Origin of the sequence: Mycobacterium pinniadriaticum (assembly GCF_026242045.1) — a bacterium.
Taxonomy (GTDB): Bacteria; Actinomycetota; Actinomycetes; order Mycobacteriales; family Mycobacteriaceae; genus Mycobacterium; species Mycobacterium pinniadriaticum.
Genome location: NZ_JAPJDO010000005.1, coordinates 25,291 through 45,384 on the forward strand (window position 1 = coordinate 25,291; position 20,094 = coordinate 45,384).

18 protein-coding genes and 1 pseudogene are annotated in these 20,094 nt (G+C 70.1%); 12 read left to right on the forward strand and 7 right to left on the reverse strand.

The window, feature by feature from the left end:
• Positions 1–73 precede the first annotated feature (73 nt).
• Positions 74–1,036, reverse strand: coding sequence for a 5'-3' exonuclease (locus ORI27_RS07675; RefSeq protein WP_265996315.1), 963 nt, complete (start codon positions 1,034–1,036; stop codon positions 74–76).
• Between the two features lie 3 nt (positions 1,037–1,039).
• On the reverse strand, positions 1,040–1,888 hold the full coding sequence (locus ORI27_RS07680) for a hypothetical protein (RefSeq protein ID WP_265996314.1): 849 nt from the start codon (positions 1,886–1,888) through the stop codon (positions 1,040–1,042).
• A gap of 35 nt (positions 1,889–1,923) precedes the next feature.
• Between ORI27_RS07680 and ORI27_RS07685 the strand changes: the two genes are divergently transcribed.
• The gene (locus ORI27_RS07685; RefSeq protein ID WP_265996313.1) at positions 1,924–3,099 is read left to right on the forward strand and encodes a M24 family metallopeptidase; all 1,176 of its coding nucleotides are present in this window, start codon (positions 1,924–1,926) and stop codon (positions 3,097–3,099) included.
• Here the strand turns inward: ORI27_RS07685 and ORI27_RS07690 are convergent.
• Entirely contained in the window at positions 3,096–3,512 is a 417-nt protein-coding gene (locus ORI27_RS07690; RefSeq protein WP_265996312.1) for a F420-dependent biliverdin reductase, read from the reverse strand. The genes ORI27_RS07685 and ORI27_RS07690 overlap by 4 nt on opposite strands.
• A 35-nt stretch (positions 3,513–3,547) precedes the next feature.
• Between ORI27_RS07690 and ORI27_RS07695 the strand changes: the two genes are divergently transcribed.
• Genes ORI27_RS07695 through ORI27_RS07710 form a run of 4 tightly spaced genes read left to right on the forward strand, consistent with a single transcriptional unit; the run spans position 3,548 to position 6,985 of the window.
• On the forward strand, positions 3,548–4,297 hold the full coding sequence (locus ORI27_RS07695; RefSeq protein ID WP_265996311.1) for an SDR family NAD(P)-dependent oxidoreductase: 750 nt from the start codon (positions 3,548–3,550) through the stop codon (positions 4,295–4,297).
• On the forward strand, positions 4,294–5,505 hold the full coding sequence (gene cbiE, locus ORI27_RS07700; RefSeq protein ID WP_265996309.1) for a precorrin-6y C5,15-methyltransferase (decarboxylating) subunit CbiE: 1,212 nt from the start codon (positions 4,294–4,296) through the stop codon (positions 5,503–5,505). The genes ORI27_RS07695 and cbiE overlap by 4 nt, the downstream gene beginning before the upstream one ends.
• Positions 5,502–6,257, forward strand: coding sequence for a precorrin-4 C(11)-methyltransferase (cobM, locus tag ORI27_RS07705; RefSeq protein ID WP_265996307.1), 756 nt, complete (start codon positions 5,502–5,504; stop codon positions 6,255–6,257). Before cbiE ends, cobM begins: the two co-directional genes overlap by 4 nt.
• Positions 6,257–6,985 (forward strand): cobalt-precorrin-6A reductase, encoded by a 729-nt coding sequence (locus tag ORI27_RS07710; protein WP_265996305.1) that lies wholly within the window; start codon positions 6,257–6,259, stop codon positions 6,983–6,985. The genes cobM and ORI27_RS07710 overlap by 1 nt, the downstream gene beginning before the upstream one ends.
• A 21-nt stretch (positions 6,986–7,006) precedes the next feature.
• Here the strand turns inward: ORI27_RS07710 and ORI27_RS07715 are convergent, their stop codons facing one another.
• The 4 genes from ORI27_RS07715 to cobG form a co-directional block, all read right to left on the reverse strand.
• Positions 7,007–8,359, reverse strand: a complete 1,353-nt coding sequence (locus ORI27_RS07715) for an HNH endonuclease signature motif containing protein (RefSeq protein WP_265996302.1) — start codon at positions 8,357–8,359, stop codon at positions 7,007–7,009.
• Between the two features lie 78 nt (positions 8,360–8,437).
• Positions 8,438–9,892: a precorrin-2 C(20)-methyltransferase gene (locus ORI27_RS07720; protein ID WP_265996299.1), complete on the reverse strand. Its 1,455-nt coding sequence runs from the start codon at positions 9,890–9,892 to the stop codon at positions 8,438–8,440.
• Complete coding sequence (locus tag ORI27_RS07725) at positions 9,889–10,515, reverse strand: precorrin-8X methylmutase (protein ID WP_265996296.1); 627 nt, start codon at positions 10,513–10,515, stop codon at positions 9,889–9,891. The genes ORI27_RS07720 and ORI27_RS07725 overlap by 4 nt, the downstream gene beginning before the upstream one ends.
• Before the next feature lie 4 nt (positions 10,516–10,519).
• A complete protein-coding gene (cobG, locus tag ORI27_RS07730; protein WP_265996294.1) occupies positions 10,520–11,653 on the reverse strand; it encodes a precorrin-3B synthase in 1,134 nt (377 codons plus the stop codon).
• 30 nt (positions 11,654–11,683) lie between these two features.
• On the opposite strand from cobG, the pseudogene ORI27_RS33105 reads away from it, so the two are divergent.
• The 7 genes and pseudogenes from ORI27_RS33105 to cobN form a co-directional block, all read left to right on the forward strand.
• A pseudogene (locus tag ORI27_RS33105) lies at positions 11,684–12,025 on the forward strand (NAD(P)-binding protein); the annotation flags it as partial.
• A 272-nt stretch (positions 12,026–12,297) separates the two neighbouring features.
• Positions 12,298–13,239 (forward strand): DUF4129 domain-containing protein, encoded by a 942-nt coding sequence (locus tag ORI27_RS07740; RefSeq protein ID WP_265996290.1) that lies wholly within the window; start codon positions 12,298–12,300, stop codon positions 13,237–13,239.
• A 53-nt stretch (positions 13,240–13,292) separates the two neighbouring features.
• Positions 13,293–13,712 (forward strand): hypothetical protein, encoded by a 420-nt coding sequence (locus ORI27_RS07745; protein ID WP_265996372.1) that lies wholly within the window; start codon positions 13,293–13,295, stop codon positions 13,710–13,712.
• On the forward strand, positions 13,709–14,677 hold the full coding sequence (locus ORI27_RS07750) for an AAA family ATPase (protein ID WP_265996289.1): 969 nt from the start codon (positions 13,709–13,711) through the stop codon (positions 14,675–14,677). Before ORI27_RS07745 ends, ORI27_RS07750 begins: the two co-directional genes overlap by 4 nt.
• Positions 14,674–15,936, forward strand: coding sequence for a DUF58 domain-containing protein (locus ORI27_RS07755; protein WP_265996288.1), 1,263 nt, complete (start codon positions 14,674–14,676; stop codon positions 15,934–15,936). Before ORI27_RS07750 ends, ORI27_RS07755 begins: the two co-directional genes overlap by 4 nt.
• Complete coding sequence (locus tag ORI27_RS07760) at positions 15,933–16,352, forward strand: hypothetical protein (protein ID WP_265996286.1); 420 nt, start codon at positions 15,933–15,935, stop codon at positions 16,350–16,352. The genes ORI27_RS07755 and ORI27_RS07760 overlap by 4 nt, the downstream gene beginning before the upstream one ends.
• A 42-nt stretch (positions 16,353–16,394) precedes the next feature.
• Complete coding sequence (cobN, locus tag ORI27_RS07765) at positions 16,395–19,967, forward strand: cobaltochelatase subunit CobN (RefSeq protein WP_265996285.1); 3,573 nt, start codon at positions 16,395–16,397, stop codon at positions 19,965–19,967.
• The last annotated feature ends 127 nt before the right edge of the window (positions 19,968–20,094 follow it).

Below are 20,094 nucleotides of genomic sequence, written 5' to 3' on the forward strand. Positions count from 1 at the left end.
ACTTCGCGCGAGCGTGCATGAAGTGCCCGCTGCCGCGGCGTGTCAGCGGACCGACACGCACGCTCGCGGCGAATTAGAGCGCGTCCAGCGCTTTCTGTAGCCGCCCGATCGACGAACCGACGCCGTAGGCGTGCGCCAAATCGGCGACCCGGGCCGGGTCGGCGGCGGCCAGCGGCAGCCGGTCGTCGGGGGTGGAGAATTCGACGGGCGCATCGCGGGCCACCTGTACCACCGGCCCGGCCGCTTCGATGTAATCGGTGGCGGCCAGCAGCTTGGCGCGAAAGGCCTTGGACAGCTTGGATTTCGGATCGTGCGCGGCCGCCAGGATGTCGGCCAGCGACTCATATTGGGTGAGCAGGGTGGCGGCGGTCTTCTCCCCGACACCCGGTACTCCGGGCAGCCCGTCGGACGGATCGCCGCGCAGCAGAGCCAGTTCGGCGTAGGCGGGTCCCGCCCGGTGGGCCGGCACCCCGTAGCGCTCGGCGACTTCGTTCGGCCCGAACATCGTCGCGTTCGACAATCCCCGACCCAGGTACAGCACCCGCACTGACACCGGTTCATCGCCGACCAACTGCAGCAGATCGCGATCGCCACTGACCACCACCACCGGATCGTGCTGCTCGGCGGAGGCCAGGGTGCCCAGTACATCGTCGGCCTCGAAGCCGTCGGCGCCCGCGGTGGCGATCCCGAACGCATCGAGCAGCTCCATGATCATCTCGACCTGCGGGCTGAGTTCGTCGGGCACCTCCTCGACATCCGCTTCGCCACTGGGCATTTCCGAATCTTTTTGGACTGCCACCCGGTGCGCCTTGTACGACGGGATCGCGTCGACCCGGAACTGCGGACGCCAGTCCAGATCCAGGCAGACCACCAGCCGGGCCGGGCGCTCCCGGGTGATGAGCGTTGCCACGCTGTCGAGGAAGCCGCGCACGGCGTTGACCGGCCTGCCGTCGGGCGCGGTGATCGACGACGGCACGCCGAAAAACGAACGGAACCACATGCTGGCGCCGTCGAGCAGCATCACCGGTGCGGACATCGGTTACCGCCCAACCGAGAACAGGTACGACCCGGTGGTGATCGGCTTGTCGCCGGCGCCCTCGTCGTGCAGGGTGGTGCGGACCGCGACCGTGCCGTCGGCACCGGCGATGGGTTCGGCGTCAACGCGGAACGGTCCGAATTTGCCGCGCGACAGGAACATCACGTGCGAGCTGACGCCCTGCAGCCGGTCGGTGCCCGCGACCGTGGCCGCGGCGTCCAGCGCCGCGGTTTCGGCCACCACGAACTGCGGGCCGACGTGCAGCGCCGCGTCCGGGGAGGCCACCTCGACAGACAGTTCTGGCAGCGCCCACGCCCCGGAGGGCCGCCGGCCCGCGCCGAACACCTGCCACAGCGGCGGCAGGTCGGGGGAGTCGATGACCTCGATCGGGTTGAGTTCCATCTTTCCCAGCCCCTCGGGCGGAACGCCGATGCTGATGCCCTGTCCTTCGTTGAGAGCCAGCACCCGCGCCGGGTTGTCGGCATCGATGATCCGAGATCGGCTGTAGGCCAGCTGCCTGCCGCGTTTGAGGTCTTCGGACTGGATCTCGATACGGCGGACATCGCGGCCGGGGTCGAGCACCTGGATGGAGTGGATCACCGGGTTGGGCACCGCCTCGAGATCGGAGACCAGCCCGCTGTCCGGCGAGACGATGCCGAGCACGGCGAGCAGAAGGCCGCCGGTCGGGTTACGCATGTCGTGGCGGATCGCGACGGTGTCGCGGGCGTCGACGTCCATCGACGAGTAACTGCGGCCCAGGTAACGGTAGCTGAGCAACCCGCCCCAGCGGCGGTTCAGTTCGGCGGCGTAGGCCGCGGGGTCGTCGGCGAGCTCACGGATGTCGCGCAGCATCGCGTCATCGTATGCCTGCCGCTAGCCTGGCTGGCATGAGCGCCGACGACGATGCAGAACGTAGCGATGAGGAGGAGCGGCGCAATCATTCCGCCGCCGGCCGTTTCAGCAGCGATGTCTACGCCCGCCGGCTGACCGCCGCCGCGGCCGCGGCCGCCGACGCCGGGCTGGCCGGCCTGGTCATCACCCCGGGGTATGACCTGCGCTATCTGGTCGGTTCGGCGGCCCAGACCTTCGAGCGGCTGACCGCGCTGGTGGTGCCGGCCGCTGGCCAGCCGACGGTGGTGGTGCCGCGCCTGGAGTTGGCCTCGCTGAAGGAATCCGCCGTCGTCGACCTGGGGTTGCCGGTGCAGGACTGGGTGGACGGCGAAAACCCCTACGACGTGGTGGCCGTTGCACTCGGCGGCCACGCACGGGTCGCGGTGACCGACTCGATGCCGGCCCTGCACCTGCTGCCCCTGGCCGAGCGGCTCGGATCGGTGCCGGTGCTGGCCACTGACGTGTTGCGGACACTGCGGATGGTCAAGGACCCGGCCGAGATCGACGCGCTACGCAAGGCCGGCGCCGCGATCGACCGGGTGCACGCGCGGGTGCCGGATTTTCTGGTGCCCGGCCGCACCGAAGCCGACGTCGCGGGTGACATCGCCAAAGCCATTGTTAACGAGGGTCATTCAGAGGTGGCGTTCATCATCGTGGGCTCCGGTCCGCACGGTGCCGACCCGCACCACGAATGCTCCGATCGGGTGTTGCAGACCGGCGACATCGTGGTCGTCGACATCGGCGGACCGTACGCTCCCGGCTACAACTCCGACTGCACCCGGACCTACAGCCTTGGTGAGCCCAACACCGAGATCGCCGAACAGTACGCGGTGCTACAACGCGCCCAGGCCGCCGCTGTCGAGGCCGTGCGCCCGGGCGTGACCGCCGAGCAGGTCGACGCCGCCGCCCGTGACGTGCTGGCCGACGCCGGTCTGGCTGAGTATTTCGTGCACCGCACCGGGCACGGTATCGGGCTGTCGGTGCATGAGGAGCCCTACATCGTGGCGGGCAATGACCTGCCGCTGACCGAGGGGATGGCGTTCTCCGTCGAGCCCGGCATCTATTTCCCGGGCCGGTGGGGCGCCCGCATCGAGGACATCGTGATCGTCACCGCCGACGGCGCACTGGCCGTCAACACCGGCCCGCACGAGCTGACGGTGGTGCCGGTCTAGCCGGTCTTCGAGTGGTCGAGCAGCCCCGAGGACCCCAGCACCCGGGTCACATGCACCTCGATGACCACCCGCTTGGGGTTGACCCGCGGGGTGCGGTAGCGCTGGGCGTAGCGCAGCTCGGCGTCACGAACCGCGGTCGGATCGCGGTTGACGCTGGCCTGACCCTCCAGCGACAGCCACCGAGCGCCGTCGACCTGGGACAGCACGCCGACTTCGGACCGCTCGGCGTTGATGGCCTTCTGCGAACCGTCGCTGGTGATGACGCGGGCGATGTGGGTCTTGGGATCGAAGGTGAAGCCGACGGCCACCACGTGCGGTGAACTGTCCGCCCGCAGGGTCGTCAGCATCGCGAGGTGGCGTTCAGTGAGAAATGCCAGCGCGTCGCTGGTCAGCCGGGTCGTTGAGTTGCCCATCAACGTCCACGCTAGCGCAGTGAATAATCACAGCCGTGAATGACACGGGGGCCGGTCCGGTCGTGATTTTCGGCGGCCGCAGCGAGATCGGCGTCGAGCTCGCCGTGCGGCTGGCGCCGGGCGCCACCGTGGTGCTGGCGGCCCGGCGTGCCGACCGGCTCGATGAGCAGGTCAGGGCGCTGCGTGCCGCGGGAGCGACGGCCGTGCACACCGTCGAGTTCGACGCCGACGACCTCACCGCGCACGGCTCTCTGGTCGACAAGCTGGTGGCCGAGCACGGGCCGATCGGCACGGCGGTGCTGGCGTTCGGGATCCTGGGCGATCAGGCCCGCGCCGAAGCTGACGCCGGCCATGCCGTGGCGGTCGTGCAGACCGACTACGTCGCGCAGATCAGCCTGCTGACCCACCTGGCCACCGCGATGCGGACCGGCGGCCGGGGAGCACTGGTGGTGTTCTCCTCGATCGCGGGGGTGCGGGCCCGGCGGGCCAACTACGTCTACGGATCGGCCAAGGCCGGGCTCGACGCGTTCGCCAGCGGGCTGGCCGACTCGTTGCACGGCAGCGGGGTGCGACTGCTGATCGTGCGGCCGGGTTTCGTCATCGGGCGGATGACCACGGGCATGGATCCCGCACCGCTGTCCAGCACGCCGGCCCAGGTGGCCGGCGCGACGGCGCGGGCGCTGCACAAGGGCCGTGGCACGGTGTGGGTGCCCGCGCCGTTGGCCATCCTGGCGTTCGCGTTTCGGCTGACACCGCGCTTCGTGTGGCGGAGGATGCCCCGGTGAGCCGCATCATCGTGGTCGGCATCGGAGCCGATGGTATGGCAGGGCTGGCGCCGGCGTCGAGCGCCGAATTGCGCAGGGCCACAGTCATTTACGGATCGCGGCGCCAGCTGGACCTGCTGGACGAGTCGGTCACCGCCGAGCGCCGGGAGTGGGGCAAGCCGCTCATGGACACGGTGCGGACGCTGCGCGACTCGACCGCCGGCGACGCACACGTCGTCGCCAGCGGAGACCCGATGCTGCACGGCATCGGCGCCGCCATCATCCGAATGTGTGGCGCCTACCGGGTGACGGTGCTGCCGCACGTGTCGAGTGTGACGCTGGCGTGCGCGCGGCTGGGGTGGTCGGTCCAGGACACCGAAGTCATCAGCCTGATGACCGCGCAACCGCGCACGGCGGTGCGCCACGGTGGCACGGCGATCGTGCTGTCGACCGGGCGGGCCGCGCTGCGGGCGTTGGCGATCGCGCTCACCAACTCCGGGCGCGGCGACTCCGAACTCAGCGTGCTGCAGCAGCTCGGCGGCCCGGGCGAACGCCGCCACGACGCCATCGCACGGGACTGGGTTGACTCGGTGCCCGACGACATCGACGACCTGCACGTGATCGCCGTCCGCTATCTGCCGGAGGGCAGAGTGTGGGGGCTGGCCGACGGCAGCTTCACCAGCGACGGACAACTCACCAAACAGCCCATCCGCCTGGCTACGCTTGCGGCGCTCGCGCCCCGGCCCGGCGGGCGACTCTGGGACGTCGGCGCCGGATCCGGCAGCATCTCCGTCGAGTGGTGCCGCGCCTGGCCCGGCTGCACCGCGGTGGCGTTCGAGCGCGACGAGAAACGAAAGACATTCATCGGGCTGAACGCGTCGGCACACGTCGTCGACATCGACGTGCACGGGGAAGCGCCGGAGGCATTCGGCGACGCCAGGCTCAGCGACGGCGGTGTCGATGCAGTGCCCCGTCCGTCGGCGATTTTCATCGGTGGTGGCGTCACCCAACCCGGCATGCTGGAAGCGTGCTGGGAACACCTGCCCGTCGGGGGCCGGCTCGTCGCCAACGCCGTCACCGTTGAATCCGAAGCGCTTCTCGCCCAGTGGTATTCACGATTCGGCGGTGAACTGCGGCGATTCCAGCACTACCAGGGCGAACCGCTGGGCGCTTTCACCACCTGGCGTCCGGCATTGCCCGTCACCCAGTGGGTGGTGACCAAGCCGTGACGGTTTACTTCATCGGTGCCGGGCCCGGCGCGGCCGACCTGATCACCGTGCGCGGGCAGCGGCTCCTGCAACGCTGCCCGGTGTGCCTGTACGCGGGCTCGATCATGCCGGACGACCTGTTGGCGCTGTGCCCGGCCGACGCCAAAGTGGTCGACACCGGCCCGCTCACGCTGGAGCAGATCATCACCGAGCTGGCCGACGCCGATGCCGCCGGTCTCGACGTGGCCCGGCTGCACTCCGGTGACCCCTCGATCTACAGCGCGCTCGCCGAGCAGTGCCGCCAGCTCGACGCACTCGGCATCTCCTACGAGATCGTGCCCGGCGTGCCGTCTTTCGCGGCGGCCGCCGCGGTGCTCGGGCGGGAGCTCACCGTCCCCGGCGTGGCGCAGACGGTGACGCTGAGCCGGGTGGCGACCCTGTCGACGGCCATGCCCGACGGCGAGGACCTGACCACGCTGTCGAAGCCCGGTGCCACGCTGGTACTGCACCTGGCCGCGCACCGGATCGACGCGATCGTGCTGCAGCTGATCGAGGGTGGCTACCGCGCGGATACTCCGGCCGCCGTTGTCGCGTTCGCCAGCTGGCCGCAGCAGGTCGTGCTGCGCGGCACACTGGCCGACATCGCGGCCAAGACGCACGCCGAAAAGATCACCAAGACCGCGGTGATCGTCGTCGGCGAGGTGCTCGCCGCCGAAGGGTTCACCGACAGCTACCTGTATTCCTCGGGCCGAACCCGGGGGAGCCGGCACTGATGCGCATCCTGCTGCTGGGTGGCACCGGGGAAGCTCGGGCGCTGGCCACGCGGTTGCACCCGGACTACGACATCGTCAGCTCGCTGGCCGGGCGGGTGCCCGATCCGGCGCTGCCGGTCGGCCCGGTCCGCATCGGCGGCTTCGGCGGCGTGACCGGCCTGCGACAGTGGCTGGGCGACAACGAGATCGGCGCCGTCGTCGACGCCACCCACCCGTTCGCGGCGACCATGACCGCGCACGCCGCGCAGGTGTGCGCCGAAATCGACCTGCCACACCTGGTGCTGTCCCGTCCCGCCTGGGACCCGGCCGGCGCGGTGCTGGTGGATTCCGATGTCGAGGCCGCCCACGTCGTCGCCGACCAACACTATTCCCGGGTGTTCCTCACCACCGGACGCTCCGGGGTGCGCCCGTTCGCCGACAGCGACGCGTGGTTCCTGATCAGGGTGGTCACCCCGCCCGACGCCGACATGCTGCCGGTCCACCATGAGGTCCTGCTGTCGCGGGGGCCGTACGGCTACGACGACGAGCACACGCTGTTGCGGGACAACAGAATCGACGTGCTGGTGACCAAGAACAGTGGGGGTCTGCTGACCGAGGCCAAGCTGCGGGCCGCGGCGGATCTGGGTGTCGCCGTGGTGATGATCGACCGGCCGCCGCTGCCCGCCGGAGTGGATGTGGTGGGCACCGTCGAGGAAGCCGCCGCCTGGGTTGCGGGCCTGGAGCAATAACGACGGGGCGGGTCTGCTGTCTCATTCGTCGGAGCAGAGGAGCTCCTCGGGGTGATGGTAGTAGTTCACCCGGGTTTGTCCGCGATCGAGGTGCGGCGGTGGTATCCATTCGGTTTTGTTGTCTCTTCGGTGTTTTCGGGTGGTCCAGCCGGCGGGGCCGTCGTTGACCATGCGGTTGTCGCAGCCGCAGGCCAGGGTGAGTTCGTTGATGTCGGTATTGCCGCCGTGGGCGAAGTCGCGGGCCGCGTGGTGGACCTGGGATTGGTAGGCCGGTGCGGTGCAGTCCGGCTTGGTACATCCCTTGTCGAGGGCGTAGAGGGCGAGCCGTTGTCCGGGAGAGGCGGTACGGCGGGCACGCCCGTGGTACAGCTTGATCTCTTTCGGCGATTCGAACACCGTCAGGTAGGGGTGGGCGTGCGCGGCCATCCGGATGACTGTCGGTATGGGCACGTAGCTGCCCCCGCCGGTATGGGCCAGCCCAGCAGCAGAGGTCAGCTCTTCGAGGGTAGTGGTGACCACGATGGTGACGGGTAGGCCATTGTGCTGACCGAGCTGCCCGGAGGAGAGCATGGCCATGCACACGGTCTTCAGTGCGTCGTGGGTGCGTTGTCCGGTAGATCGCAGGTCACCGCTGATCTGGTCTTCGGTGGGTGTGCCGTCCACGCACGGATTCTCGTCACCGGGGTTGCAGTAGCCGGGCGCGGCGAGCTTCGCGAAGATGGCGTCCAGGGCAGCCCGCAGTTCCGGGTCCACCCAGCCGGTGATCTTGCTCATGCCGTCGATTTGTTGTGGGCCGATGCTCACGCCGCGTTTGCGGGCCTGTTCGCGCTCGTCGTCGAGGTCGCCGTCCTGGTTGATCATGGCCATCAGCTGGTGGGCGAGTTTGCGCAGTCCTTCCGGGGTGAGACCGCCGGCCAGCCCGCCCAATTGCGCTTCGGCATGCTCGCGCGTTGCCGCATCGACGGATGCGGGCAGATGGTCCATGAATGACCGGATAACGGACACGTGGTCGATGCCGATTTCCCCGCGGGCTTGCGCCGCAGCAGTTGTGGGGAGTGCCGGTGGAAGTGCTTGTCCGGTGAGGGAATGTCGTGGCGCCAACTCGGCGGCCTCGGTCAGCCGCCGACTGGCGTCGGCGCCGCTGATGCCGAGCCGGTGGGTGAGCACGGTGCGCCAGGACTTGGCGCCCACGTCGACCGGTGTGGTCTGTGCTTGCAGCTGTGTCAGGACGGTGTGTTCGACCGCGGGCAGTAGCCGGCGCAGCCGCTCCACCCGTTCGAGCACGGACAGTAGTTCGGGGGCGGCCATCGGATTCGCCGGTAATGCCACCACTTTGTCCCAGGCGGTCAGCACGTCCTCCAGCGCTTCCAACATGGTTCGAACATTAGTTCGATATCATGACAGATCCGGTCGGATTGTGACTGCTGTGGCTAATGAGCCCAAAGAAATTTGTCAGGCCGGGTAGCGCCGCGGCGTGAACACCGTGTCGCCGTACCACTGCGTCTGTGACGAGCCGACGATCAGCAGGCAGCGCATGTCGACATCGGCGGGATCCAGGTCGCCCAACCGCACGACCTTCACCGATTCGCGCGGCCCGGCGACATCACGCCCGATCACCACCGGCGTGCCGGGTTCCCGGTGTTCCAGCAGCAGGTCGCGCATCGCGGCCACCTGCCAGGTGCGGCTCTTGGATGCCGGGTTGTAGATCGCCAGCACCAGGTCCGCCGCCGCGGCAGCCGACAGGCGGGCGGCGATGATGTCCCACGGTTTGAGCCGGTCGGACAACGAGAGCACCACGTAGTCGTGCCCCAGCGGTGCGCCGACCCGACTGGCGACGGCCTGGGCGGCCGTCATCGCCGGGATCACCCGCACCGCGACGCTCGGCCACTGCTTGGCCTCCTCGAGCACGGCGGTCGCCATCGCGAACACGCCCGGATCGCCCGAGGACACCACCGCGACCGCGCGGCCCTGCTCGGCCAGCTCGCAGGCCAGCCGCGCCCGCGCGGGCTCGTCGGTGTTGTCGCTGGGGTGCCGCCGTTGCCCGGGCTGTGCGGGTACCCGGTCCAGGTACGGTCCGTAGCCGATCAGGTCGGTGGCCGCGGCCAGCTCGTGACGGCTCTGCGGCGTCATCCAGTCCACATCGCCCGGGCCGAGGCCGACGACGGCGACGCCGCCGACAGCGGGCTTCACCCGACCACCTCCGGGCAGGATCGCCAGCGAGAAGTACGGGACCCCGTCGGCATCGACCTCGCCGGCCGGCAGTACCCGCTGCGCGTCGGTGCTGGCCCGCTCGACATAGAACGCGTCATCGAGGCGACCCGCCATCGAAAGTGCTTCCCGCACATGGGGATAGGAGCGTCCCAGCTTGAGCACCACCGCCGCGTCGGCGTCGGTGAGGCGGCGGGCCAGCTCGCGCACTCCCATGGTGCCGGGCAATACCGAGAGCACCTCGTCGCCGGTGACCAGGGGAGTGGCGATCGCCGCCGACGCGGCGCTCACCGACGTGACGCCCGGAATGATGACCGCGCTGAAGCGTTCGGTGAGGCGGGTGTGCATGTGCATGTAGGAGCTGTAGAACAGCGGATCGCCCTCGGCCAGCAGCGCGACATCGCGCCCGGCATCCAGATGGACGGCGATCCGCTCGGCCGACTCCCGGTAGAAGTCCTCCATCGCGCCGGCGTAGCCGCCGGGGTGTTCGGTGGTCTCGGTGGTCACCGGGTAGACCAGATGTTCCTCGATCTGGCCGGCCCGCAGATACGGCTCGGCGATGCGCCGGGCGATACTGCGACCGTGCCGCGCGCTGTGGTAGGCCACCACGTCGGCGGCGCCGACGATGCGGGCGGCCTTGACCGTCACCAGCTCCGGATCGCCGGGACCGAGGCCGACGCCGTAAAGCACGCCGGTCATTCCCGCTCACTCGCGATCGCGTTCACCGCGGCGGCGGCCATCGCACTGCCGCCCCGACGACCCGTCACCACCAAATACTCCATCCCGCGCGGCCGCTCGATCAGCTCCTGCTTGGATTGCGCGGAGCCGACGAATCCGACCGGCCCGCCGAGCACCGCCACCGGGCCGGGCACTCCGTCGTCGACGAGTTCCAGCAACCGGAACAACGCGGTCGGGGCATTGCCGACGGCCACCACCGCCCCGGGCAGCCGATCAGCCCACAACTCCACACCGGCCGCCGACCGGGTGGTCTGCCGCCGCTGGGCCAGTTCGGCGGCCCGCGGATCGGCGACCAGCGACACCACCTCGTTGCCGGCGGGCAGCCGGGCGGCGGTGATTCCCGCGGCGACCATCGACGAGTCGCACAGGATCGGCGCCCCGGCCAGCAGGGCGGTGTGCGTCGCGGTCACCACACCGGGGGTGAAGGCCACGTGCTCGGCGACGTCGACCTGCCCACAGGTGTGGATCAGCCGGACGACGACCCGCGCGACATCCTCGGGGAACGGCGTCAGGTCAGCTTCGGCGCGAATCGTCGCGAACGACTGCCGGTAGATCTCGGCGGCGTCGCGAATGTAGTCGAGCACCCGATCACCCTACGACCCCGGGTTTCCGCTCGTAGAACCCCTCTGCGGTCGCCACCAGCACCCGCCCGGCCGGGGGGCTGCCACACGCCCGTTCGCAGCCGACGTAATGCACATGGCCGCCGGCCGGCCCGTCCACGTCCCCGGTGGCAACCCGGGTCGCCTCGGCTCGCACGTCGGCCAGTGACTTGTCGCATCCGGGGCTGCCCACGCAGGCACTCACGTCCAGCCAGGGTGAGTTCTCGTCGAACACCAGCCCCATCGGGGCGAGGACCCGCAGCGACGTGTCGGCGACCGCCTCGGTCAGCTCGCAGATGAGCAAGGAACGCCACGGGGTGATGACCACCGGTGCGTCGATGGCGGCGACGAACTCGGCCTGCCTGGCCGCGAGCACGCCCAGGGGGATCGCCGCCCCCAGCGTGACCCGGCCGTCCTCCTGGGCGATCCAGCCGACCGGTGGGCGCGGCACCGGTGGGTAGGTCGCCCCGGCTGACGCGGTTGCCGGAAAATCCGAGACCAATGCCGACGGATCATTCAATTCGGCTATCCGCCAGGCCTTTCCACGGATCGTGACGAAGCGACGGGCGACCGTGGCCAGTGCCGTCACCACGTCACCCGGCGGGAGCCGGATCCCGGTGTCGCGACCGGCCAGCAGCAGCGTCACGCCCTCGTCGAGTACGTGCGCGCCCACGTCGGCACCCAGGCCGGAGATGTCGCCGCGTCCGTCGTCGATGCCGAACAGGAACCGGCCGGGCAGCCGGGCCAGGTCCGGGTCGGCCTGGAGGGCGGCGTCGAGTTCGGCCACCCACGACCGTACGTCGGCCAATCCGCCGACCCGGCCGGACAGCGGGGAGGCGACGATGTTGCGCACCCGTTCGTGGGTCGGCGAGGGCAGTAGGCCGGCCGCGGCCACCGCCTCGGCGACCACTGCGGTATCCCGGACGGCACGCAGCTGCAGATTGCCCCGCGCGGTCAGCTCCAGGGTGCCGTTGCCGAACTCGGTCGCGACATGCGCCAGCGCTTCGAGCTGCGCCGCGGTGATCATCCCGCCGGGCAACCGCACCCGGGCCAGCGCGCCGTCGGCGGCCTGGTGCACCTGCAGGGCACCCGGGCACGCGTCGTCGTCGCGCATTCGCTTCACCGGTCCACCGTACGGGCGTATGTTCAGGCGATGGCGAGGGCAGCCACACCGCGGGTGGGGATCATCGGCGCCGGGATGTCCGGCCTCGGCATGGCGATCAAGCTGCACGACGCCGGTATCGACTCGTTCGTCATCTACGAGAAGGCCGACGACGTCGGTGGAACCTGGCGGGACAACACCTATCCCGGCTTGCACCGCGACATCCCGTCACCGTTCTACGGCTACTCCTTCTTCCCGAACGCGGAGTGGTCGCGGATGCTGCCGCCCGGCGGCGAGATCCAGGCGTACCTGTGCCGCGTCGCCGACGAGTGCGACGTGCTGGTCACCGCGACGGGGTTCCTGCGGGTGCCGCGCGTTCCCGATATTCCGGGTCAGTCGCTGGTTCCGGTCGCCGAGGACCAGGCCGATTGTGCGATGTGGTGGATCGAGCGGATCCGGGCCGGCCGGGTCGCCAGCGCCGCACCCACCGAAGCAGCCGCCGATGAGTACAACGAGGACATCAAAGCGGCTCTACCGCAAACGATCTGGGCCAGCGGGTGCAACAGCTGGTATATCTTCCCGTGGCATCCCGGCCGGCGCCGCGAGCTGTTGCGCGCGCCGGTGGTCACCGACTTCGAGGTTCGCACCGCGTAGGCGGTTCACGGATGCCCGAGACCAGGCGAGCCAAAGTGCGGGTGGCCGCACTGGTCGCGCTGGTGCTGCTGCTGGGGATAGCGCTGCGTGGACGTCTGCCCGGCGGACAGCCCGCCGAGCGCGAACAACCGGCCGGCGGCACGGCGGGCCTGCTGGGGCTACTGGCCTTGGTGACGGCCTGCGTGCTCGTCATCATCGTGTCGATCGTGACGTCGCTGCGCGACCCACAACGGGCCAGGCCGGCCGCTCGCCGTGACCTCCCCGGCGGTGGCGGCAGCGGGGATCGGCGCAACTGGCGCTTCCTGCTGATCGTCCTCGCCGTGATCCTGGCCTGGCTGCTGGTCGCCGCGCTGCTCGCCCGCATGCGGCTGCCGCAGTTTCGGGGCGCGCCGCCACCGTCCGGCTCGGCGCCGCCCGACCACAGCACCGCCCCGCATCCAGCGGCGCCGCGGCCCAACGCCGGTGACAGTCCCTCCTGGGTCTTCTGGTACCTGGTGTCCGCCATGGCGGTGCTGACGGTCGTCGCCGTCATCGGAATGGTCGTGCAGCGGATACGCGGCCGCCATCCGGAGTCGGCTTCGCCCGTCGGCGCGGACTCCGGAGCCGAACCACTGCCGGCGGGTCCGGGATCGCTGGCCCTGGCCGCCGAACGCGGTCTGGCCGAGGTCGGTGATCTCAGCCGTGAACCACGAGAGGCCATCATCGCGTGCTACGCGGCGATGGAACACGCGCTGGCCCGCGCGCCGGGCGCTGCGCCGCAGGAGTCGGACACCCCATCGGAGGTACTGGCCCGCGCGGTCGAGCACGAAGCGATCCACGCCGGCAGCGCAACCGAACTCGTCACTCTGTTCGCCGAAGCCCGGTTCAGCACCCACGTGATGAACGAGGGGCATCGGGAAGCCGCCGAACGAGCTCTTCGCCTCGTCCTCGGCGAGCTGCGGAGCCCGGTGTGATCCGGCTGGCGGTCGGGGGGCTCTTCCTGGTCGCGGGCGCCGAAGTGCTGGCGATGGTGCTGGCCCCCGGTCGGTGGGTCCTGCCGATCGCCGGCCTGGCGGCCGCGGTGTTCCTGCTCGCCGCCCGCCTGAGTTTCACCGCGGCGCAGCCTCGTCGGATCGCCGAACCGGTCGCCGACGACCCCGCCGAAGCGTTGTGGCGCTGGAGGTCTCGCACCGAGTCGACGATTCAATGGGCGGACGCCACCCGGGGTGACTGGGACCGGCACCTGCGGCCCCGGCTGGCGCGTGAGTTCGTGCTCGCCACCCGTCAGCGAGATCCGGCGGCGCTGCATGCGACCGGGCGCATCGTGTTCGGGGACGACCTGTGGGGCTGGGTGGACCCGAACAACGTGGCCCGCGGCCGCGGCCGCGAACCCGGCCCCGGGTACGCCACGCTCGAGGAGATTCTGCGACGGATGGAAGAGCTATGACGATGCCGGCCCCGGCGATGACGGCCTACTGCGAAGCGGTGCTCGACGAGATCGAACGTGCCGTGGTCGGGAAACGCGCCGCGCTCACGCTGATCCTGACCACCGTGCTGGCCGGCGGGCACGTGCTGATCGAGGATCTGCCCGGCATGGGGAAGACCTTGATCGCGCGGTCCTTCGCAGCGGCCCTCGGCCTTCGTTTCACCCGCGTGCAATTCACCCCCGACCTGCTGCCCGCCGACCTGCTCGGCTCCACCATCTACGACATGCAATCCGGGCGTTTCGAGTTTCGGCCCGGCCCGATCTTCACCAATCTGTTGATGGCCGACGAGATCAACCGGACCCCACCCAAGACGCAGGCGGCGCTGCTCGAGGCGATGGCCGAGCATCAGGTCAGCATCGACGGCGAAACCCACCGGCTGCCTTCACCGTTCATCGTGTTGGCCACCGACAACCCCATCGAGTACGAGGGCACCTATCCACTGCCGGAGGCCCAGCTCGACCGCTTTGCCGTCAAGGTGGCGCTGAAATACCTCTCTGAGGCGCAGGAAGCGTCGATGTTGCGTCGCCGCCTGGATCGGGGTTCGGCAGAGGCGACGATCAATCAGGTGGTCGACGCCAAAGATCTTCTGGCGATGCGGCAATCAGTGGAGCAGGTGTCGGTGCACGACGACGTCCTGCACTATGTGGTCTCGCTGGCGGCGGCTACCCGCAGCCATCCGCAGGTGGCCGTCGGCGCCAGCCCGCGCGCCGAACTCGACCTGGTTCAACTCGCCCGTGCCCGCGCGCTGGTGTCGGGTCGCGACTACGTGATCCCCGAGGACGTGAAAGCGCTTGCGGTGCCGGCGATCGCCCACCGCATCAGCCTGCGGCCGGAGATGTGGGTGCGCAGCGTGCACGGCTCGGACGTGGTCGAACAACTGCTGCGGCGGCTGCCGGTCCCGCGGGCGCGCGGGCAGGGCTCATGACGGACACCGACATCGACCAGAGCCGCCGTACCGAGGCTGTGTTGCGGTGGAGCGCATCGCCGTTGACCCGCGCGATCGCCACCTGTGCCGGTGTGGCGCTGGTGGTGGCGGTGGTCGGGTCGAGGTTTGCACTGATCGCGTTCGTGGCGCCGATGGTCGGGGTGCTGGCCTCGATCGGCTGGCAGCGCCGCCCGGCGACGGCAGCGGTGCGGGGTCGCCCGGGCTTGACCCGGTGCTTCGAGAACGAGCGGGTGGACCTGAGCGCCGAGCTGGCCGGCGATCCGACCGACCCGCTGGCGGCACTGGACATCCGCCCGGTACCGGGCCTGCAGGTCGAGGTGCTCTCGAGTGACGGCGCGCGCACGAGCGTGTCCGCCGAGGCGCCGCGGTGGGGCCGCTACCCACTGCGCACCCGGGTGCGGGTCCTCGCCGCGGGCGGACTGCTCACCGGCACCGCGATCATCGACGCGGCCGACCTGTTCGTCTTCCCGGTGGCGCCGCCGCAACCCACCGGGATACCGCGGACCGAGCTACCCGACCGGCTCGGCACTCACCTGACCCGCCACATCGGCCCCGGCGTCGAGTTCGCCGACATCCGCCCCTATCTACCCGGTGACCAGCTTCGCTCGGTGAACTGGGCGGTCAGCGCGCGCCGCGGCGGCCTGCACGTCACCGAACGGCTGACCGACCGGGCCGCCGACGTGGTGGTGCTGGTCGACCTGAGTGCGCAGCCCATCGGTCCCGCGACCGCGGCCACCGAGCGGGCGTTGCGCGGCGCCACCCAGGTGGTTCAGACGGCGCTGCGCAACGGTGACCGGGCCGGCATCGTCGGGCTCGGTGGCCGCAGGCCGCGCTGGCTGGGCGCCGACATCGGCCGCCGCCAGTTCTACCGGGTGCTCGACGCGGCCCTCGGGGTGGGCAGCGAATATCAGGACACCGCAGGAACATTGGCGCCCCGGGCCGCCGTCCCGCCGGGCGCGGTCGTCGTAGGGTTCTCGACCATGCTCGACACCGAGTTCGCGCTGGCGCTGATCGACCTGTGCAAGCGGGGGCACCCCGTGGTGGCCGTCGACGTCCTGGAGGGCTGGCCGTTCGCCGACGATGACGATCCGATCCTCGAGCGGATGTGGGCGCTGCAACGCTCGGCGATGTACCGCGACATGAAGGTGATCGGCGTCGACGTGGTGTCCTGGCCGGCCGGGATCACCCTGGACCAGGCGATGAGCCTGGTGCCCGACCGAGTCCGGCGTCCGTCATGACCTCAAGGAAGTGGCTGGCGGCGGCCTTCGGGGTGGTGATGGCCGCCGCGGCCGCGATCGGCGCCGACGACTGGGGACTGGTGGCGGTGTCAGTGGCGTTGACCGCCGTGCTGGCCGGGCTCTTCCTGCGGGTCGCGGCGACGACCGCCGTGCTGGCCGTGATCGCCGCCATCGCGCTGAGCGGCCCGCAACCGATGCTGGCCGCGGTGTCGGGGGTGTGCGCCGCCGCCTATCTGGTGCTGACGCACGCCGCGGTGACCCGGCCCACGGCGGTCGGGATCGCCGGTTTCGCCGCGGTCGGAATCCTGGCCACCACGGCTCCGGCCGGCGTGCCGTGGCTGCCGCTGCTGGCGCCGGTGGCCGTCGTGCTCATCGTCGCCGTCGCGCTCGGCCCGTTCCTGCGCGCCGCGGAGTAGCCCACCGCGAAACTCCGCCGGTCGCAGGTGTACGAATGGTGGGTGTCTCCCACCGTGCTGTTGCTGTCGACGTCAGACACCGACCTGATCACCGCCCGTGCCAGCGGGGTGGACTACCGGTGGGCCAACCCGGCGCGGCTGGCCGACGGTGAGCTGGCCGAGCTGCTCGATGGCACCGATCTCGTCGTGGTGCGCATCCTGGGCGGCTATCGGGCCTGGCAGGACGGCATCGACGCGGTGGTGGCCAGCGGGCGCCCGACCGTCGTCGTCAGCGGTGAGCAGGCTCCCGACGCCGACCTGATGGAACGTTCCACGGTGCCCGCGGGTATCGCCGTGCAGACCCACATCTACCTGGCCCAGGGCGGAGTGGACAACCTGCGCCAGCTGTACGCGTTCCTCTGCGACACCCTGTTGATGACGGGATTCGGCTTCACCAAGCCGTCGGCGACCCCGGCCTGGGGGGTGCTCGAACGGCCGAACCGGGGCGGTGCGGGGCCGACGATCGCGGTGCTCTACTACCGGGCCCAGCAGCTGGCCGGGAACACCGCATACATCGAGGCGCTGTGCGCCGCGATCGAACGGGCCGGTGGACGTGCGCTACCGGTGTACTGCACCTCACTGCGCACCCCGGAACCCGATCTGCTGGAGCTGCTGGGCACCGCCGACGCCATGGTGGTCACCGTGTTGGCCGCCGGGGGAGCCCGCCCGGCGACCGCCGGTGCCGGTCACGACGATGACAACTGGAATGTCAAACACCTAGCCGCCCTTGATGTCCCGATCTTGCAGGGCTTGTGCCTGACCAGTTCGCGGGCCACCTGGTCGGACAACGACGACGGACTGAGCCCGCTCGACGTCGCCACCCAGGTCGCCGTCCCGGAATTCGACGGGCGCATCATCACGGTCCCGTTCTCGTTCAAGGAGATCGACTCCGACGGCCTGATCTCCTATGTGCCCGATCCCGAGCGATGCGCCCGGGTGGCCGGCCTGGCCGTCAACCACGCGACGCTGCGCCGCGTCGGGCCGGCGGATAAGCGGCTGGCCCTGGTGTTCTCGGCCTACCCGACCAAACACTCACGGATCGGCAACGCGGTCGGCCTGGACACCCCGGCCAGCGCGATCGCGTTGCTGCACGCGCTGCGCGACGCCGGATACCGCATCGGTGAGATCCCCGGTGTCGACGCATCCGATGGTGACGCCCTGATGCATGCGCTCATCGAGCACGGCGGCCAGGATCCCGACTGGCTCACCGACGGCCAACTGGCCGGCAATCCGATCCGGATCGCGGCCGCGCTGTACCGAGAGTGGTTCGCCACGCTGCCCGCCGAACTGACCGAGGCGATCCTCACCCACTGGGGTCCGCCGCCGGGCGAACTGTTCGTCGACCGCAGCCGCGATCCGGATGGCGAGATCGTCGTCGCCGCAATCCAATCCGGCAACATCGTGATCCTGGTTCAGCCACCCCGCGGCTTCGGCGAGAACCCGGTGGCGATCTATCACGATCCCGACCTGCCGCCCAGTCACCACTACCTGGCCTCCTATCTGTGGCTGCGGCACGGATTCGGCGCCCACGCCGCCGTCCATCTGGGCAAGCACGGCAACCTCGAATGGCTGCCCGGCAAGACGGTCGGCATGTCGGCGGCCTGCGGGTCCGACGCCGCACTCGGCGACCTACCACTGATCTACCCGTTCCTGGTCAACGATCCGGGGGAGGGGACGCAGGCCAAGCGTCGCGCGCACGCCACCCTCGTCGACCACCTCATCCCGCCGATGGCGCGGGCGGAAAGCTACGGCGACATCGCCCGGCTCGAACAGCTGCTCGACGAGCACGCCAACATCGCCGCGCTCGACCCGGGCAAGCTGCCGGCCATCCGCCAGCAGATCTGGACCTTGATGCGCGCGGCCAAGATGGACCACGATCTGGGTCTGGCGCAGCGCCCCGAAGACGACTCGTTCGACGACATGCTGTTGCACGTCGACGGCTGGCTCTGCGAGATCAAGGACGTCCAGATCCGCGACGGGCTGCACATCCTCGGCGCGGCACCGGTCGGCGAGGCCGAACTGGACCTGGTGCTGGCCATTCTGCGCGCCCGCCAGCTCTTCGCCGGTGAACAGCACCTGCCCGGCCTGCGCCAGGCCCTCGGACTGGCCGAGGACGGCAGTGCCGACCGGGCCGACGTCGATGAGGCCGAGCAACGGGCCCGCGGCCTGCTCGCCGGCCTGCAGGCCACCGGTTGGGACGCCGGGCGGGTCGGCGAACTGACCGACGATGCCGGCGTCGCGGCCATCCTGCGGTTCGCGGCCACCGAGGTGGTGCCGCGGCTGGCCGGTACGGCCGGTGAAATCGATCAGGTGCTGCGCGCACTGGACGGCCGGTACATCCCCGCCGGCCCGTCGGGTTCGCCGCTGCGCGGCCTGATCAATGTGCTGCCCACCGGGCGCAACTTCTACTCGGTCGACCCCAAGGCCGTGCCGTCCCGGCTGGCCTGGGAAACCGGGCTGGCCATGGCGGATTCGCTGCTGGCACGCTATCGCGGCGACCACGGCGACTGGCCGCGATCGGTCGGCCTGTCGGTGTGGGGCACCTCGGCAATGCGTACCTCCGGCGACGACATCGCCGAAGTCCTTGCGCTGCTGGGGGTGCGGCCGGTGTGGGACGACGCGTCGCGCCGCGTCGTCGACCTGGAGGCCATCTCCCCAGCCGAGCTGGGCCGGCCCCGCATCGACGTGACCGTGCGGATCTCCGGGTTCTTCCGCGATGCCTTCCCCCATGTCGTCACGATGCTCGACGACGCGGTCCGTCTGGTCGCCGGTCTCGACGAACCGGACGACCAGAACTTCGTGCGCGCCCACGCTCAGGCCGACCTCGCTGAGCATGGCGACGAAAGACGTTCCACCACACGTATTTTCGGATCGAAACCGGGAACTTACGGGGCCGGTCTGTTGCAGCTGATCGACAGCCGCAACTGGCGCGACGATGCCGATCTGGCGCAGGTGTACACGGCGTGGGGTGGCTTCGCCTACGGCCGCGAACTCGACGGCAGACCGGCCGCCGACGACATGTCGATGCAGTACCGCCGAATCGTGGTGGCGGCCAAGAACACCGACTCGCGCGAGCATGACATCGCCGACTCCGACGACTACTTCCAGTACCACGGCGGCATGGTGGCGACCGTGCGGGCGTTGACCGGCCAGGCGCCGGAGGCCTACATCGGGGACAACACCCGGCCCGACGCGGTACGTACCCGCACCCTGTCCGAGGAGACCACCCGCGTCTTCCGCGCTCGTGTGGTCAATCCGCGGTGGATGGCCGCGATGCGCAAGCACGGCTACAAGGGCGCCTTCGAGATGGCCGCCACGGTGGATTACCTGTTCGGCTACGACGCCACCGCCGGCGTGCTGGCCGACTGGATGTACGAGCAGCTCACCGAGAATTATGTGCTCGACCCGGAGAACCGCAAATTCATGAACGAGTCCAATCCCTGGGCGCTGCACGGGATGTCGGAGCGGCTGCTTGAGGCCGTCGGACGGGGCATGTGGGAGAACCCGGACCCGGCCACGTTGGACGGGTTGCGGCAGGTTCTGCTCGAGACCGAGGGCGACCTGGAAGCACGCTAGTTTGACGCTAACCTCGATTTTTCGTCGAAGGTGATGCCGGTTGGAATCAGCGGCCGAGTGGGTTGCGAGTTGGGTTCTGTGGTCGCTGGGCGTGCGGGGTGGTCCCGTGCCGCCGGGTGGGGCGGGC

Bases quoted from the DNA above. Each gene is read 5' to 3' on its own strand.
- ORI27_RS07685 (WP_265996313.1), top strand. From the start codon at position 1,924: ATGAGCGCCGACGACGATGCAGAACGTAGCGATGAGGAGGAGCGGCGC.
- ORI27_RS07690 (WP_265996312.1), bottom strand. From the start codon at position 3,512: ATGGGCAACTCAACGACCCGGCTGACCAGCGACGCGCTGGCATTTCTC.
- ORI27_RS07745 (WP_265996372.1), top strand. From the start codon at position 13,293: ATGGTGCTGGCCCCCGGTCGGTGGGTCCTGCCGATCGCCGGCCTGGCG.
- ORI27_RS07740 (WP_265996290.1), top strand. From the start codon at position 12,298: ATGCCCGAGACCAGGCGAGCCAAAGTGCGGGTGGCCGCACTGGTCGCG.
- ORI27_RS07760 (WP_265996286.1), top strand. From the start codon at position 15,933: ATGACCTCAAGGAAGTGGCTGGCGGCGGCCTTCGGGGTGGTGATGGCC.
- ORI27_RS07755 (WP_265996288.1), top strand. From the start codon at position 14,674: ATGACGGACACCGACATCGACCAGAGCCGCCGTACCGAGGCTGTGTTG.
- ORI27_RS07720 (WP_265996299.1), bottom strand. From the start codon at position 9,892: ATGACCGGCGTGCTTTACGGCGTCGGCCTCGGTCCCGGCGATCCGGAG.
- ORI27_RS07715 (WP_265996302.1), bottom strand. From the start codon at position 8,359: ATGTTGGAAGCGCTGGAGGACGTGCTGACCGCCTGGGACAAAGTGGTG.
- ORI27_RS07675 (WP_265996315.1), bottom strand. From the start codon at position 1,036: ATGTCCGCACCGGTGATGCTGCTCGACGGCGCCAGCATGTGGTTCCGT.
- ORI27_RS07680 (WP_265996314.1), bottom strand. From the start codon at position 1,888: ATGCTGCGCGACATCCGTGAGCTCGCCGACGACCCCGCGGCCTACGCC.
- ORI27_RS07750 (WP_265996289.1), top strand. From the start codon at position 13,709: ATGACGATGCCGGCCCCGGCGATGACGGCCTACTGCGAAGCGGTGCTC.
- ORI27_RS07710 (WP_265996305.1), top strand. From the start codon at position 6,257: ATGCGCATCCTGCTGCTGGGTGGCACCGGGGAAGCTCGGGCGCTGGCC.